Annotated in this window: 13 protein-coding genes; 5 read left to right on the top strand and 8 right to left on the bottom strand. The window is 73.2% G+C overall.

The features are described from left to right. Positions 1 to 140 precede the first annotated feature (140 nt). The 6 genes from NLX94_RS38470 to mtrA form a co-directional block, all read right to left on the bottom strand. Positions 141 to 869 (bottom strand): response regulator transcription factor, encoded by a 729-nt coding sequence (locus tag NLX94_RS38470; protein ID WP_254387954.1) that lies wholly within the window; start codon positions 867 to 869, stop codon positions 141 to 143. 280 nt (positions 870 to 1,149) lie between these two features. Continuing rightward, positions 1,150 to 1,857, bottom strand: coding sequence for a ribosome hibernation-promoting factor, HPF/YfiA family (hpf, locus tag NLX94_RS38475; RefSeq protein WP_374684074.1), 708 nt, complete (start codon positions 1,855 to 1,857; stop codon positions 1,150 to 1,152). A gap of 359 nt (positions 1,858 to 2,216) precedes the next feature. Continuing rightward, entirely contained in the window at positions 2,217 to 2,993 is a 777-nt protein-coding gene (locus NLX94_RS38485) for a ComF family protein (protein WP_302171695.1), read from the bottom strand. A gap of 123 nt (positions 2,994 to 3,116) precedes the next feature. After that, positions 3,117 to 4,961: an LpqB family beta-propeller domain-containing protein gene (locus NLX94_RS38490; protein WP_254387956.1), complete on the bottom strand. Its 1,845-nt coding sequence runs from the start codon at positions 4,959 to 4,961 to the stop codon at positions 3,117 to 3,119. After that, positions 4,951 to 7,035: an MtrAB system histidine kinase MtrB gene (mtrB, locus tag NLX94_RS38495; protein WP_254387957.1), complete on the bottom strand. Its 2,085-nt coding sequence runs from the start codon at positions 7,033 to 7,035 to the stop codon at positions 4,951 to 4,953. The genes NLX94_RS38490 and mtrB overlap by 11 nt, the downstream gene beginning before the upstream one ends. A gap of 1 nt (position 7,036) precedes the next feature. Continuing rightward, complete coding sequence (mtrA, locus tag NLX94_RS38500) at positions 7,037 to 7,726, bottom strand: two-component system response regulator MtrA (protein ID WP_274552971.1); 690 nt, start codon at positions 7,724 to 7,726, stop codon at positions 7,037 to 7,039. 252 nt (positions 7,727 to 7,978) lie between these two features. On the opposite strand from mtrA, the gene NLX94_RS38505 reads away from it, so the two are divergent. The 5 genes from NLX94_RS38505 to NLX94_RS38525 are packed head-to-tail and all read left to right on the top strand — an operon-like array spanning position 7,979 to position 13,805. After that, the gene (locus tag NLX94_RS38505) at positions 7,979 to 9,220 is read left to right on the top strand and encodes a glycerophosphoryl diester phosphodiesterase membrane domain-containing protein (RefSeq protein ID WP_254387958.1); all 1,242 of its coding nucleotides are present in this window, start codon (positions 7,979 to 7,981) and stop codon (positions 9,218 to 9,220) included. Positions 9,221 to 9,227: 7 nt separating this feature from the next. Continuing rightward, complete coding sequence (locus NLX94_RS38510) at positions 9,228 to 9,890, top strand: DUF4129 domain-containing protein (protein ID WP_254387959.1); 663 nt, start codon at positions 9,228 to 9,230, stop codon at positions 9,888 to 9,890. Next, positions 9,887 to 11,536 carry a DUF4350 domain-containing protein gene (locus NLX94_RS38515; RefSeq protein WP_308402660.1) on the top strand — a complete coding sequence of 550 codons (1,650 nt, stop codon included), beginning with the start codon at positions 9,887 to 9,889 and terminating at the stop codon, positions 11,534 to 11,536. Before NLX94_RS38510 ends, NLX94_RS38515 begins: the two co-directional genes overlap by 4 nt. Then, positions 11,533 to 12,495, top strand: coding sequence for a MoxR family ATPase (locus NLX94_RS38520; RefSeq protein WP_254387960.1), 963 nt, complete (start codon positions 11,533 to 11,535; stop codon positions 12,493 to 12,495). Before NLX94_RS38515 ends, NLX94_RS38520 begins: the two co-directional genes overlap by 4 nt. Then, the gene (locus tag NLX94_RS38525) at positions 12,495 to 13,805 is read left to right on the top strand and encodes a DUF58 domain-containing protein (RefSeq protein WP_254387961.1); all 1,311 of its coding nucleotides are present in this window, start codon (positions 12,495 to 12,497) and stop codon (positions 13,803 to 13,805) included. Before NLX94_RS38520 ends, NLX94_RS38525 begins: the two co-directional genes overlap by 1 nt. A gap of 11 nt (positions 13,806 to 13,816) precedes the next feature. On the opposite strand, the gene NLX94_RS38530 is transcribed toward NLX94_RS38525, so the two are convergent. Together NLX94_RS38530 and NLX94_RS38535 are read right to left on the bottom strand one after the other, a co-directional pair. Beyond that, complete coding sequence (locus NLX94_RS38530) at positions 13,817 to 14,203, bottom strand: hypothetical protein (protein WP_254387962.1); 387 nt, start codon at positions 14,201 to 14,203, stop codon at positions 13,817 to 13,819. After that, positions 14,200 to 14,463 (bottom strand): hypothetical protein, encoded by a 264-nt coding sequence (locus NLX94_RS38535; protein WP_254387963.1) that lies wholly within the window; start codon positions 14,461 to 14,463, stop codon positions 14,200 to 14,202. The genes NLX94_RS38530 and NLX94_RS38535 overlap by 4 nt, the downstream gene beginning before the upstream one ends. Between the last annotated feature and the right edge of the window lie 116 nt (positions 14,464 to 14,579).

Here is a 14,579-nt window from a genome sequence, read left to right on the forward strand (position 1 = left end):
GGCGCTTGAGGACCGGGGTCCGGGCAGCGCCCGGGGAACGGTGGAAGGGCGGGTAGGGGACTCCGCCCCGCAGGGCCCCCACCCGCACCCGGCCCGGGACCCAAGGACGGGCGCCCAGCCCAGCCCAGCCCAGCCCCGCCCTACCGGATCTCGAGGATCTTCTCCCGCATCGCGTACACCACCGCCTCCATCCTGGAATGCAGCTGCAGCTTCTCCAGGATGTTCCGCACATGGTTCTTCACGGTGTTCTCGGAGATGAACAACTCCTTCGCGATGTCGCGGTTGTTCATCCCGGTGGCCACCAGCTTCAAGACCTCCAGCTCCCGGTCCGTGAGCCGCGGCGCCGGCACCAACCGCCGCTCGTCCGTCCGCTGGATCATCGACTTGAACTCCGTGAGCAGCTTCGACGCCATCGACGGACTGATCTGCGACTGCCCGTCGGCCACCGCCCGGATCGCCGTGGCGACCTCGTCCGTGGAGATCTCCTTCAGCAGGTACCCGGTGGCCCCCGCCTTGATCGCGTCGTAGAGGTCCGCCTCCTCGTCGCTGATCGTCAGCATGATGATCTTCGCGGAGGGCGCCACCTCCTTGATCGAGGTGCACGCCTCGATCCCGCCCCGCCGCGGCATCCGCACATCCATCAGCACGATGTCCGGCAGCAGGTCCGCCGCCTTGTCCACGGCCTCCGCCCCGTCCCCCGCCTCACCGACGACCTGGATGTCCTCCTCCTGCGCGAGGACGATCTCCAGCCCGCGCCGGAACAGCGCGTGGTCGTCGACCACGAGCACCCGGATCGGCTCTGCCACCCGGTCCTCGTCACGGCAGCCCGCACCGTCGTCATCGCGCACCGGCCCGAAGCTGTCCGCCATCGTTCCTCCCCCTGCACCACGGTGCTGAGCTGCTGGGTCAATCCGGCGAGAGCGGCCGCCGTCTGACTGCCCGACATGATTCCATGCCCGCGCGACCGAACGGGGGCTGACGAATACAGGCCGACCCATACAAGCCACCGCCGTGCGGACGTCCTGCGGCCATCACCTCATACGAGTGCCCCCGCGCCCGCCTTGGCGAACGCGGGGGCACCACATCGGCACCGCACGAACATCCGGATCCAGCCCGGAATCAGTCCGGAATCAGTCCGGAATCAACGGCTCACCCGCCGAGCGCGCCACCCGCTCCCGCACCGTCGAACTCACCTGAGCTGGAGGCGGCGTCGGAGGCATTGAGGTGGATCACGCCGTAGTCGTAACCGTGGCGCCGGTAGACGACGCTCGGCATCTTGGTGTCGGAATCGACGAACAGATAGAAGTCGTGACCGACCAGTTCCATCTCGTAGAGGGCCTGGTCGAGCGACATGGGTGCGGCCGAGTGGGTCTTCTCGCGAACGATGAGCGGGCCTTCGCCCTGCACTTCCAGCGATCCGATCCGGGTGGTCGGAATCGCGCCCGCGTCCGCCTTCTCGCCGTTGACCGGCTCGCCGTTGCCGTTCAGGGTCGCGGCGTTCGGGACCACGTCGGCGACCTCGGCCGCCGAGAGCCGTCCGTTGCCGCGGCGGGTGTGGCGCTTGTCGTGCTGCTTGCGCAGCCGGGCCTCCAGCTTGTCCTGAGCGAGGTCGAGCGCCGCGTACGGGTCTGCGGCGGCGGCTTCGGCACGAATCACCGGGCCCCGCGAACGCAGGGTGATCTCCACGCGGTCGGAACGGTCGGCCTGGCGCGGGTTGTGCTCCTTGGACACCTCGACGTCCAAGCTGATCACCTTGGCGTCGAGCTTCTGGATCCGCTCCGGATTCAGCTTCTCGGCCACGTGCTTGCGGAACCGGTCGGGCACCTCGGTCTTACGGCCCTTGACGACGATGTCCACGCAGAACTCCGTTCCCGGATAGCTCCGCCTCAGGGGCGAAGCGTCTCCCTTTCGCACCAGACCCCGGTGAACACCGGAGCCTCGGACTTGGCGACTTCCACCTCCTCCTCCCCCATCGGCAAGATCTACACCCCACCGACTTCGGAGTCGAGGGACAACCCCTGACACGAAGTTTCCGAAACGTACAGACGCTCGAAACGTGCGCTCCGATGCGTGGGGCCCAAGGTTCGCCAATTCCTTACAACCGAACATATCCCTCTATGCCGGTTGTCGGCACCCGCTACCGGAACGTACCTCCGATCAAGTGGCCGTTCCCTCTTACTACCTGCAACGATGCGCCTTCCCTCCCAGTTCCAAATCTATTCACGAGTTTTTTGGTCTGTCCGAGTTGCGCCGGTGCCCGGACGCGGGAAGGCGTCCGCCGGCGCCGCCACCACAGCGGCCGCCAGGGGCCCCGCGGCCACCCCTCCCGGCACCCCGATCCCGGCCGCGCGCAGCGCCCGCGCCGCCTCCAGCAGGGTGGATCCGGTGGTGACGAGGTCGTCCACGATCACGATCCGGGCCGCCCCCGCCATCACCCGCACGGCCCCGGGCCGCGCCTCCAGCGCCCCCGCGAGGTTCTCCCGGCGCATCGCCGCCCCCAGGCCCGCCTGGTCGGCCACAGCCCGCCGCAGCCGCAGTACGGGCGTCACGCGCGCGGGCACGCCCTCCCGCCGCAGCCGCGCCGAGGCGGCCAGCGCGATCCTGCGCGCCGGATCGTGCCCGCGCGCCCGCACCCGGTGCCGCGCGGAGGGCACGGGAACCAGGGCCACTCCCCCCGCCCCGGACCCGCCCGCCCCGCCCGCGCGGACCGCGGCCGCCAGGGCGCCGCCGAGTGCGGCGGCCAGCGGCAGCGCGCCGCGCTCCTTGTGGGCCAGTACGACGGCCCGTACGGCCTCCCGGTACGCGGTGGCCGCATACACCGCGGGCAGCCCCGCGGGGCACGGAGACGGCCGTACCGGGCCCGCCCCGGCCCCCCTGAGCTCCGACCGGCAGTCACCGCACAGCACCGCGCGGCCGGCCCCGCAGCCGGCGCACCCGACCGGCAGCACCAGCCCGGCGAGCTCACCGGCCAGCCCACGCCACCCTTCCCGCATGCCTTCCACCCTGCCGGGCCGGGACAGCACTCCACCACCCCTGTGGACAACCACGGAAAAGGGCACGCCGCACCCGACCCCGGACCGCCCCCGGCCTGCCGTCGGCCGACGGTCAGCCGGCCGTCAGCCCGGGTAGACCGGAGTCCGCCCGCCGGCCACCGCCGTGCGCCACTGCGCCCCCGGCGGCAGCCACACGATGCCGTCCTCCAGGGACTCGGCGACCACCGGCTTCTTCTCGTCCTCGCTCGCCGCGACCGCCACCAGCCCGGTGGCCCCGGGCAGCCCGGCCCCGACCATCGAGCCGTCGGCCAGCAGGTAGCGGGCCTGTACGACCCCGCCGCTCTCCCGGCCCACGACCAGCAGCCGGCCCCGCGGCGCCCAGCTCATCGCCGTCACGTCCGCCAGCTGCGGAGCGGCCGGGCGCAGCTCGCGCACCGAGACCGCCGAGTCGTCGCCCTTCCCGTCGGGCCGCTCGATCCGCCCGGTGTACAGGGACTTGCGGCCGTCCTTCTGCACCAGCAGTGCGATCTGCGCCCCGTCGGGCGAGGCCTTGAGCCCCGTGATCCGCCCGCCGTTCAGCCCGGACACCTCGACCCGTTCGGCTTCCCCCGCGCCGCCGGGCAGCCGCCACAGCGCCGCGTTCTGCGGGTCGGTGTCCGCGACCCACAGGTCGCCCGCCGCGTCCCACGAGGGAGTGGTGAGCCCGTTGGGCTTGCCCCCCTTGACGGTCAGCAGCGCCGGCGGCATCGCTCCGGCGGTGGTCAGGTTGACCACGTACAGCCCGTGCCCGTCCTCGGAGACCACCGCGGCGCGCTTCTCGTCGTAGGCCACGGCGGCGGAACCCACCTTGAAGGCCGGGGTCTGGGCCAGCGGCCCGGGAGCCGGCGTGGGCGGGTCCTGCTCCTCGCGGTTGGGGTCCAGGGTGAGCCGCTGGAGCCGGTTCTCCTCGTCCACGTAGTACTGGTGGACGGGCGACGGCGGCCGGTTGGCGATCGTGGCCGCGTCCGCCTCGGCCACCTCGCACAGTGTGGTGCCGTCGGAGCGCAGCAGGTCGACCCGGTCGACCCGGGAGCCCGTCAGGTCCTTGACCGTGTAGAGGAGTTGGGTGGCCATCCGCCGGCACAGCGGCTCCCGGCTGTAGTCCACCTGCTTGCTCAGCGGTACCCGCAGCGTGTTCTGGCCGTCGATCGAGAGGGACTTGGTGCCCTCGCTCAGCTCGGTACCGGTCGGGAAGCTGGAGGTGACGACCGGCCCGAGCCACTTGGAGGGGCCCTGGAGCAGCGAGGCGACGGTCTGGGTGGTGGGGTCCATCCGGGAGTCGGGGTCGCTGCGCTGGCGCACGTAGACGGGGTCGGCGACGAGCGTGGAGCCCGCGAAGTAGTACTTGTTGACCGGCCGGTAGATGCGCTGGAAGTCGGACTCACTGAGCACCAGGCCGCTGGGCGGGGTCGCGATCCGCCAGCGCTTGGCCTCGCCCTCGCCCTCCTGGGTGAGCTGGAGGAACTCCTCGTAGCGCTCGTCGCCGGTCTCCGGCTGGTAGGCGCTGCGCTCGTCCACCGTGGCGAGCATCTTGCCCGCGATCTTGAACCGGGGGGCCGCCGGGTCCTTCTCGCCCTGCACGGAGGACCGGAGGAGGCCGGAGGAGAGCACGGTGACCGCCACTCCGGGGTTCCACTTCTCCGCCGCGTCCTTGGTGAGGTACTTGCGGGCGGTCTGCAGGTGCGGGTCGTCGCTCGTCATGGCCTCCAGGAAGCCGTCGACGATCTCCTGCGGGCTGGCGTTGTCGTCCGGCGGCACACCGAAGACGCGGACCTGGGAGTCGACGCCCTGGGAGGCCTCCACGGGGCGGATCTCACCGTGGTCGGGCATGGAGGCGCAGCCGGCGAGCAGCAGCCCGGCCGCGCCGAGGGCGCAGTCCCTGAGGGCACGCGCCGTGCGCCGCCGCTTCCGGGCCGGTTCAGCGCCCATCCGACCCACCGCCCGGTCCGCCCGCTCCACCGGCTCCGCCCGCTCCCGCTCCACCGCTGCTCTCACCCTCTCGGTCGGTCGCTCCCGCCGCCCCGTCCCCGGAGCCGTCCCCGGAGCCGTCCCTGGAGCCCTCCCCCGAGCCGTTCGCCTGCTCCGCCGCCCGGGTCACCACCCGCGCCCCGCTGCCCGGCAGCGCCGTCGGGTCGGCCGGTACCGGCACCGCACCCGCGACCGGGGACCTCGGCGGTATCGGCGACCGGTCGGTCCGCACCGCCTGCTGCGCCTGCTGCCCGGCTGCCGCGGCGCCCCCCGCGGCCTCCGCCGCGGCGCGGGCCCGGTTGGCCCGGGAGTCCTCGGGCTCCAGCGGGATCGGCGATCCGCGCAGCGGCTCGTCGGCCGTGCGCGGCAGCGTCAGGCGGAACTGCGAGCCGCCGCCGGGCTCGCCCCACGCCTGGAGCCAGCCTCCGTGCAGCCGGGCGTCCTCGACGGCGATGGACAGGCCGAGGCCGGTACCGCCGGTCGTGCGCGCCCGCGCCGGGTCCGCCCGCCAGAAGCGGTTGAAGACCCGGGTGGCCTCGCCGGGCTTGAGCCCGACCCCGTAGTCCCGTACGGCCACGGCGACGGCCCCGCCCGCCGAGGCGAGCCGGACCACCACGTCGCGGCCCTCGCCGTGCTCGACGGCGTTGACGACGAGGTTGCGCAGGACCCGCTCCACGCGCCGGGCGTCGGCCTCGGCTATCACCGGCTGGGTGTCCCCGAGGACGCGGATCCGGGTGTTCTTGTGCTCGGCGAGCGGCTCGGCCCCGTCGATGACGCGGCGTACGACGTCCCGCAGGTCGATCGGCTCCGCCTCCAGGGCGGCCGCGCCCGCGTCGAACCGGCTGATCTCCAGCAGGTCGGCGAGGAGGGACTCGAACCGGTCGAGCTGTCCGGCGAGGAGCTCGGCGGAGCGCGCGGTGACCGGGTCGAAGTCCTCGCGGGCGTCGTAGATGAGGTCCGCGGCCATCCGCACGGTCGTGAGCGGGGTGCGCAGCTCGTGGGAGACATCCGAGACGAAGCGGCGCTGCAGCCGGGAGAGGTCCTCCAGCTGCACGATCTTGTTCTGGAGGGTCTGGGCCATCTTGTTGAAGGCCTCGCCCAGACGGGCGATGTCGTCCTCGCCGGTGACCTTCATCCGCTCCTGGAGCCGCCCCGCCGAGAGCCGCTCGGCGATCCCCGCGGCCATCCGGACGGGGGTGACGACCTGGCGCACGACCAGCCAGGCGATCCCGCCGAGGAGCACGACGACGAAGAGCCCGGCGGTGGCGATGGTGACCTTGACCAGGTTGAGGGACTCCTCCTCCTGGGTGAGCGGGAAGAGGTAGTACAGGTCGTACGGGTCGCCGTTGATGTCGGTGAGCCGCTTGCCGATGACGAGCGCGGGCTCGGGCAGCTTGTCCCCGGCGTCGGTGTAGCGGATCTGCGAGAAGGTCTTGAAGGCGCCGGTCGCGTGGTCGACGTTGCGGCGCAGCCCCAGCGGGACGCTGGCGGCCGGATCCACGTTGCCGGAGGCACGGGCTCCGCGGACGCCCCCGAGGGCTCCGCGGGCCGGCTGTTCCTCGCCGGTCCCGGTCCCGGCGCCCAGCGCGGCCACCTCGAAGGCGCTCTGCCCGCCACTGGCGAGCTGCTTGACCAGGGAGTTCATCCAGGTGCTGGCGTCCCGGCCGACCTTGTTGTCGGAGGCGTCGGGCCCGTCCGCCGTGTAGGGGGTGTTGGCCTTCTCCTGTGCGACCGCGAAGCCGCCCGCGGCCTGGCTCTGCGCGGCCTCCTCCTTGGCGTCGAGGAGGCCCTTGCTGACCTGCGCGATGACCACGAACCCGAGGGCGAGGACCACGGCGAGGGAGATCAGCAGGGTCGCGGCGACCACCCGGAGCTGGATGTTGCGCCGCCACAGCCGGACAGCCGGAAGCAGCGGCCGGCGTACGAGGCGTACGAACAGCCGCAGCACGGGGCCGCCGGGCGCTCCCTCATGGAGCAGCCGGCCGCCCCGCAGCGCCCCCCAGCGGGAGCGGCCACGGGGCTTGCCGGGTGTCATGTCAGCTCGGTCCGGCCTTGTAGCCGACCCCGCGCACGGTCACGACGATCTCGGGGCGCTCCGGGTCCTTCTCGACCTTGGAGCGCAGTCGCTGGACGTGCACGTTGACCAGGCGGGTGTCGGCCGCGTGGCGGTAGCCCCAGACCTGTTCCAGGAGCACCTCGCGGGTGAAGACCTGCCAGGGCTTGCGGGCGAGCGCGACCAGCAGGTCGAACTCCAGCGGGGTCAGGGCGATCGAGGCGCCCTCCCGCTTGACCGAGTGCCCGGCCACGTCGATGACCAGGTCACCGATGGTCAGCTGCTCCGGCGCGGGCTCCTCCGAACGGCGCAGGCGGGCCCGGATGCGGGCCACCAGCTCCTTCGGCTTGAACGGCTTGACGATGTAGTCGTCGGCCCCGGACTCCAGGCCCACGACCACGTCCACCGTGTCGCTCTTGGCGGTGAGCATGACGATCGGTACGCCCGACTCGGCGCGGATCAGTCTGCACACCTCTATGCCGTCCCTACCGGGCAGCATGAGGTCGAGCAGCACGAGATCCGGCTTCGCCTCCCGGAAGGCAGCCAGTGCCTTGTCGCCGTCCGCTACGAACGACGGCTCAAAACCTTCTCCACGCAGCACAATGCCGAGCATCTCGGCCAGCGCGGTGTCGTCGTCGACGACAAGGACGCGTCCCTTCATGGTTGACATCATCCCATTAGCTAATCGTTACCCGGCGGTGAGCTGTCCCACAGCCAAAGGGGCTGGAAATCGTCCCTCGGACCTGCGTGGAGATCAGGGCGCCCAGTGTGCCCCGGATCCGTCCGGCGCGCGTGGGTCCGAACGGCCCGTGATCCCGAAGACCCCTGGTCCGTTGGGGACGGCTGGTCCGTCCGAGGTTGTCACATGGCACGATGGCAGCCGGACCAAGCGCCCCGCACCCCGCGTGCACGTGAAGGAGCGACGATGAACGACTCTCCGGGCTGGGCTACGCCCGGATCCTCCCCGTCCGACGGTGAGGGCTCCCACGGTACGCAGCCTCCTGCCGGCAACCCGACCGGCCCGGGCGACTCCAAGTGGTCCGCCGAGCAGCCGCCCCCCGGTCAGTGGTCCAGCCCGACCCCGGGCCAGACCCCGCCGAACCCGCAGCAGCCCCCCGCGGCTCCGCAGCCGGGCGCGGGCTGGGGCTCGTACGGCGGCGGCTACCCGCCCCCGAACGGCGGCGGCCAGGGCGGCTGGGGCTACCCCGCCCAGGCGGTGAAGCCCGGCGTGATCCCGCTGCGCCCGCTCGGCATGGGCGAGATCCTCGACGGGGCCGTCACCACCATGCGCAAGCACTGGCGCGCGGTCCTGCCCATCACCCTGGTCGTGGCCGTCGTCGTCCAGCTGGCGACCCTGCTCCTCCAGAAGTACGCGTTCAGCGACGTCGTACTGGACCAGTCGAGCAGCGCGCCCCTGGACGACCAGATCGACGCCCTCGGCTCCCTCGCGGCCCTGACGGCGGTCGACGGCTTCGTCCAGCTCATCGCCTCCATCGTGGCCACCGCGATGCTCACCATGGTCTTCAGCCGCGCGGTGCTCGGCCACGGCTCCTCCATCGGAGCGGCCTGGCGCGAGGCCCGCCCCCAGCTCGCCCGGCTGTTCGGCCTGACCCTCCTCCTGGGCATCGGCTCGGCCCTGCTCTTCACCGTCCTGGTGCTGCCCGGCGCCCTCGCCGGACAAGGCGCCCTCGCCGTCCTCGGCGGTCTCGTCGCCCTGGGCCTGATCCTGTGGCTCTGGATCCGCTTCGCCCTGGCCTCGCCGGCGCTGATGCTGGAGAAGACCACCATCCGCAAGGCCCTGACCCGCTCCTCGAAGCTGGTCAAGGACTCCTGGTGGCGGATCTTCGGCATCACCCTCCTGACCAGCCTCATCACCGGCATCGTGGCGGCCCTCATCGTCCTCCCCCTCACCCTCGTGGGCGGGCTGGTCTTCGGCGGCGGCCTCGAAGGAATGGCCGAGGGATCCGGCGCCACCAGCTGGGGCTACCTGATCATGGCGGCCATCGGCGGGGTCATCGCCCTGACGATCACCATGCCGATCCAGGCGGGCGTCACCGTCCTCCTCTACATCGACCAGCGCATCCGCCGCGAGGCCCTCGACCTGGAGCTGGCCCGGGCGGCCGGCATCGAGAACTACGGCACCACCACGCCGCCGACCGGAGGCTGACCCGGGAATGAGGAGCACGGGGGGCCTGCTCAGCCACACACCACCACCCACACCCGGGATCACCATCGGCCGTGAGGCCGCCCGCGAGGCGGCCCGCCGAGAGCTGTCCAAGCCCGCGTACCACGAGAACGACCCGGGGCTGCTCCAGCGGGTCCTGAACCGCTTCTGGGACTGGGTCGGGGACCTCTTCGACCGCGCCTCGGGCGCAACCCCGGGCGGCACCCTGGGCCTCCTGGCCATCGCCCTCTTCCTGCTCCTCGTCCTAGCCGCCCTGTGGTGGCGCCTGGGCGCCCCCCGCCGTACGGCCACAAGTGCGTCGGGCACCCTCTTCGACACCGGGACCCGCAGCGCAGCCGACCACCGCGCCGCCGCCGCGGCCCTGGCCGGCGAGGGCCGCTGGAGCGAAGCCGTCCAGGAGCGCATGCGCGCCGTGGTCCGCTCCCTGGAGGAGCGCACCCTCCTCGACCCCCGCCCCGGCCGCACCGCGGACGAGGCGGCGGCCGAAGCGGCCGTCTCCCTGCCCTCCCACGCCACGGCCCTGCGCACAGCGGCCCGCACCTTCGACGACGTCACCTACGGCGCCCACCCGGCCACCCCCGAGATGTACGCCACCCTCACGACCCTGGACGAGGCCCTGTCCCACACCAAGCCAACAGGCCCCACCCCATGACCCCCACCCCCAGGGACCCAAACCCGACCCCGAAGCCCCCGGACACCGACGCGCCGACCACCCCCGGCACACCCCCCGTGGGCGCAGCCCCGGCCACGAGCCACCCCGCCGCTGGCACGGCCCCCGCCTCTGCACTCCCGGGAACGGGATCCAGCGGGCCGGGCGCAGCCCCGGCCACGGGCCACCCCACCCCCGGCGCAGCCGCCGCGGTCACACCCCCGGGCACCAACCCCGGCGAGCCGGGGACAGCCCCCGCCACGGCCCACCCCGCCCCGGGCACGGCCCCCGCCTCTGCACTCCCGGGTACGGGATCCAGCGGGCCGGGCGCAGCCCCCGCCCCGGGCCACCCCACCCCCGGCGCAGCCACGGTCCCGGCACCCGGCACGGCTGTCTCCGCGCCCCCGGCGGCGCACGCCGCCGCGCCCGGCGGGGCCGCCACCACTCCCCGTACGACCGCCGGAGGCATCCGCCCCCGGGACCTGTGGACCCGCTCGCGCGGGTTCCTCGTCGCGTTCGCGGTGCTCCTCGTCGCCGGTGTGGGCCTCGCCGCCCTGAACTCCGGGGCCCGGCACGGCTACCTCGACCCCCGCTCCGCCGACCCCTTCGGCAGCCGGGCCGTGGCCGAGCTCCTCAAGGAGCGCGGGGTCACCACCCGCGTCGTCACCACCGCCGCGGAGGCCGCCGACGCCGCCGATCCCGGTACGACCCTGCTGGTCACCGACCCCGACCGGCTCGGGGAGACCCAGCTCCGCGACATCCGGTCCGCCATCGACCTCTCCGGCGGCCGGACCGTCCTGCTCGCCCCGAGCTCCCTCAGCCTCCCCTCGCTGGCCCCCGGCACCCGCACCGACGACGACTCCACCGCCCCGGACCCCCACCTCGACCCCGGCAGCGCCTGCACCCTCCCCGCCGCCACCACCGCGGGCCGCGCCGCGACCGGCGGCGGCCTCCGCTACACCACCACCACGCCGGGAGCCACCGGCTGCTACCCCAGCGCCGGCCGCCCCACCCTCCTCGTCCTGCCCACCGGCGTCCGCGGCGGCGACACCGTCCTCCTCGGCTCCGAGGGCATCCTCCTCAACAAGACCCTCGCCGAGGAGGGCAACGCCTCCCTCGCGCTCCAGCTCCTCGGCTCCCGCCCGCACCTCGTCTGGTACATGCCGTCCCTCGCCGACAGCAGCCCCGGCGACGGCGACGGCGAGGAGCAGAGCTTCCTCGACCTGATCCCCGCCGGCTGGAGCTGGGCCCTGCTCCAGCTCTTCGTCGCCGCCGCCGTCGCCGCCCTCTGGCGCGCCCGCCGCCTCGGCCCGCTCGTCACCGAACGCCTGCCCGTCCTCGTCCGCGCCTCCGAGGCCACCGAGGGCCGCGCCCGCCTGTACCGCAAGGCCGGCGCCCGCGACCGCGCGGCCACCGTGCTGCGCGCCGCGGCCCGCGAACGCCTGGCCGCGCTGGTCGGCGTACCGCCCTCCCAGGCCCACGACCCCGCCGCCCTGGTCCCCGCGGTCGCGGCCCGCCTCAAAGCCGGGCCCCCGCACCACCCGGACCCGGACACCCTGCTCTTCGGCACCACCCCCACCACCGATGCGGCGCTCATCGCGCTCGCCGACCACCTCGACGCCCTCGAAAGGGAGGTCCGCACCTCATGACGGCCACCACGGACAGCGCCCGCTCCGCCCTGGAGGCGCTCCGCACCGAGATCGGAAAGGCCGTGGTCGGCCAGGACTCCGCCGTCACCGGTCTCGTCGTAGCGCTCCTGTGCCGCGGCCACGTCCTCCTCGAAGGCGTCCCCGGCGTCGCGAAGACCCTCCTCGTGCGGGCCCTCGCAGCCTCCCTCGAACTCGACACCAAGCGCGTCCAGTTCACCCCCGACCTGATGCCGAGCGATGTCACCGGCTCCCTCGTCTACGACGCCCGCACCGCGGAGTTCTCGTTCCAGAACGGCCCGGTCTTCACCAACCTGCTCCTCGCCGACGAGATCAACCGCACGCCCCCCAAGACCCAGTCCTCCCTCCTCGAAGCGATGGAGGAGCGCCAGGTCACCGTCGACGGCACCCCCCGCAAGCTCCCGGAGCCGTTCCTCGTCGCCGCCACCATGAACCCGGTCGAGTACGAGGGCACGTACCCCCTGCCCGAGGCCCAGCTCGACCGCTTCCTCCTGAAGCTCACCGTGCCCCTCCCCTCCCGCGAGGACGAGATCGGCGTACTGACCCGCCACGCGGCCGGCTTCAACCCCCGCGACCTGCACGCCGCCGGCATCCGCCCGGTCGCCGGCCCGGCCGAGCTCGAATCCGCCCGCAAGGCCGTCGAGGCCACCAGCGTCTCCCCCGAGATCGCCGCGTACGTCGTCGACATCTGCCGCGCCACCCGCGAATCCCCCTCCCTCACCCTCGGCGTCTCCCCGCGCGGCGCCACCGCACTGCTGGCCACCGCCCGCGCCTGGGCCTGGCTCGTCGGCCGCGACTACGTCACCCCCGACGACGTGAAGGCCCTCGCCCTGCCGACCCTGCGCCACCGCGTCCAGCTGCGCCCCGAGGCCGAGATGGAGGGCGTCACGGCCGACGCGGTCATCACCGCGATCCTCACCCACGTCCCCGTACCGCGCTGATGGCCTTCACCGGACGCGCCGCCCTGCTCGCGGCCCTCGGCAGCCTCCCCGTCGGCATCCTCGCCCCGAGCTGGGCGGGGATGCTGGCGGTCAACGCCCCCATCGCCCTGGCCTGCGCGGTCGACTACGCCCTCGCGGCGCCGGTCCGCACGCTCCAGCTGGCCCGCTCCGGCGACACCTCGGTACGCCTCGGCGAATCCGCCGACGTCCACCTCACGATCACGAACCCCTCCCCCCGGACGCTCCGCGCCCGGATCCGCGACGCCTGGCCCCCGAGCAGCTGGCTCCCCGGCACCGAAGTCGCCGGCTCCCGGCACGCGCTGACGGTCCCGTCGGGCGAACGCCGCCGCCTCACCACCCGCCTGCGGCCCACCCGCCGCGGCGACCGCCAGGCCGTCCGCGTCACGATCCGCTCGTACGGGCCCCTCGGACTCCTGGCCCGCCAGGGCCACCACACCGTCCCCTGGACGGTCCGCGTCCTGCCGCCCTTCACGAGCCGCAAGCACCTCCCCTCCCGCCTCGCGCGCCTGCGCGAACTCGACGGCCGTACCAGCGTCCTGACCCGCGGTGAGGGCACGGAGTTCGACAGCCTCCGCGACTACGTACCGGGCGACGACACCCGTTCCATCGACTGGCGGGCCACCGCCCGCCAGCACAAGGTCGCCGTCCGCACCTGGCGCCCGGAACGCGACCGCCACATCCTGATCTGCCTGGACACCGGCCGCACGGCCGCCGGCCGCGTCGGCGACGCCCCGCGCCTGGACGCGGCGATGGACGCGGCCCTGCTCCTCACAGCCTTGGCCACCCGCGCGGGCGACCGCGTGGACCTGCTGGCCCACGACCGCCGCCCCCGCGCCCAGGTCCAGGCCCGCAGCGCGGCCGACACCCTCCCCGCCTTCGTGAACGCGATGGCCACCCTCGAACCGGAACTGGTCGAAACCGACTCCCGCACCCTGGTCTCCACCATCCTGCGCAGCGCCCCGCGCCGCTCCCTGGTGGTCCTCCTGACCAGCCTGGAGGCGGCCCCCATCGAAGAGGGCCTCCTCCCGCTCCTCCCCCGCCTCACCCAGCGCCACACGGTCCTCCTGGCCTCGGTCTCCGACCCCCACGTGGCGGAGATGACGGAATCCCGCGGCACGGTGGACGCCGTCTACGAAGCCGCAGCAGGCACCCAGTCCCAATCGGCCCGCCGCCGCACGGCAGACCAGCTCACCCGTCACGGAGTCCACGTGGTCGACGCCACCCCCGACAACCTGGCCCCAGCCCTGGCCGACGCCTACCTCTCCCTCAAGGCCGCCGGCCGGCTCTGAGGAGCGAAGGCTCAGCGGTTCAGATCGAAGACGCCCACTCCCTTCCCCGCATAGGCCTTCGGCTCGACCGTGGCGACCAGCGCCTGTGAGCCCCACTCGGGAAGGTGACGTGCGGCGTGGACGGCGGCCGCGATGCCGGCCGGTACTCCGTCACGGCACATCTGTGCCACAGCCAAGACGGCGGGATAGTCGAGGTCGAGCATGTGGATCACGTCGAGCTGGCCGATGTGCTCGGCGATCCCCGCGAGAACCACGTCGGCCTCGAGGACCGACAGGACCGGCACCCACAACCGTGTGTCCGCATCGAGATAGGCGCGGTGAATCAGTGCGGACACCTGCCGATTCCCGGACAGCGCAAGCAAGGACGGCGTGTCCAGGACGAGGTGCTGCTGGATCACGCGGCAGCGTCCTCCTGCCGCGCGAAGGCCTCACGGAGCCTACGCCCCACGGCCGCACTCTCCTCGTCGGTCACGTCCACCCCGAAGTGCTCGGCCATGTAGGCCCGCGCACGCTCCGCCCGCTCCCGCCGCTCCTCTGCGGTCAGCGTCGTCTCGGCAAACTCCTGCACCAGAGACCGGATGGACGTCCCACGGGACTCAGCGATGACGGCGAGGCGGTCTCTCACCTCGGCCGGCACACGGATCATGGCATCAGACATGCTCCGAGTATACGGACGCGTAAACACCGGTGGGCGGTGAACGCAGAAAAGCCCCGCACCGAACCCAAAAGGGCTGGTGCGGGGCTTTCCCACAATGATTGTTCGGCGGCGTCCTA

This window comes from Streptomyces sp. TBY4, from assembly GCF_024213195.1.
In the GTDB taxonomy this organism is placed as follows: Bacteria; Actinomycetota; Actinomycetes; order Streptomycetales; family Streptomycetaceae; genus Streptomyces.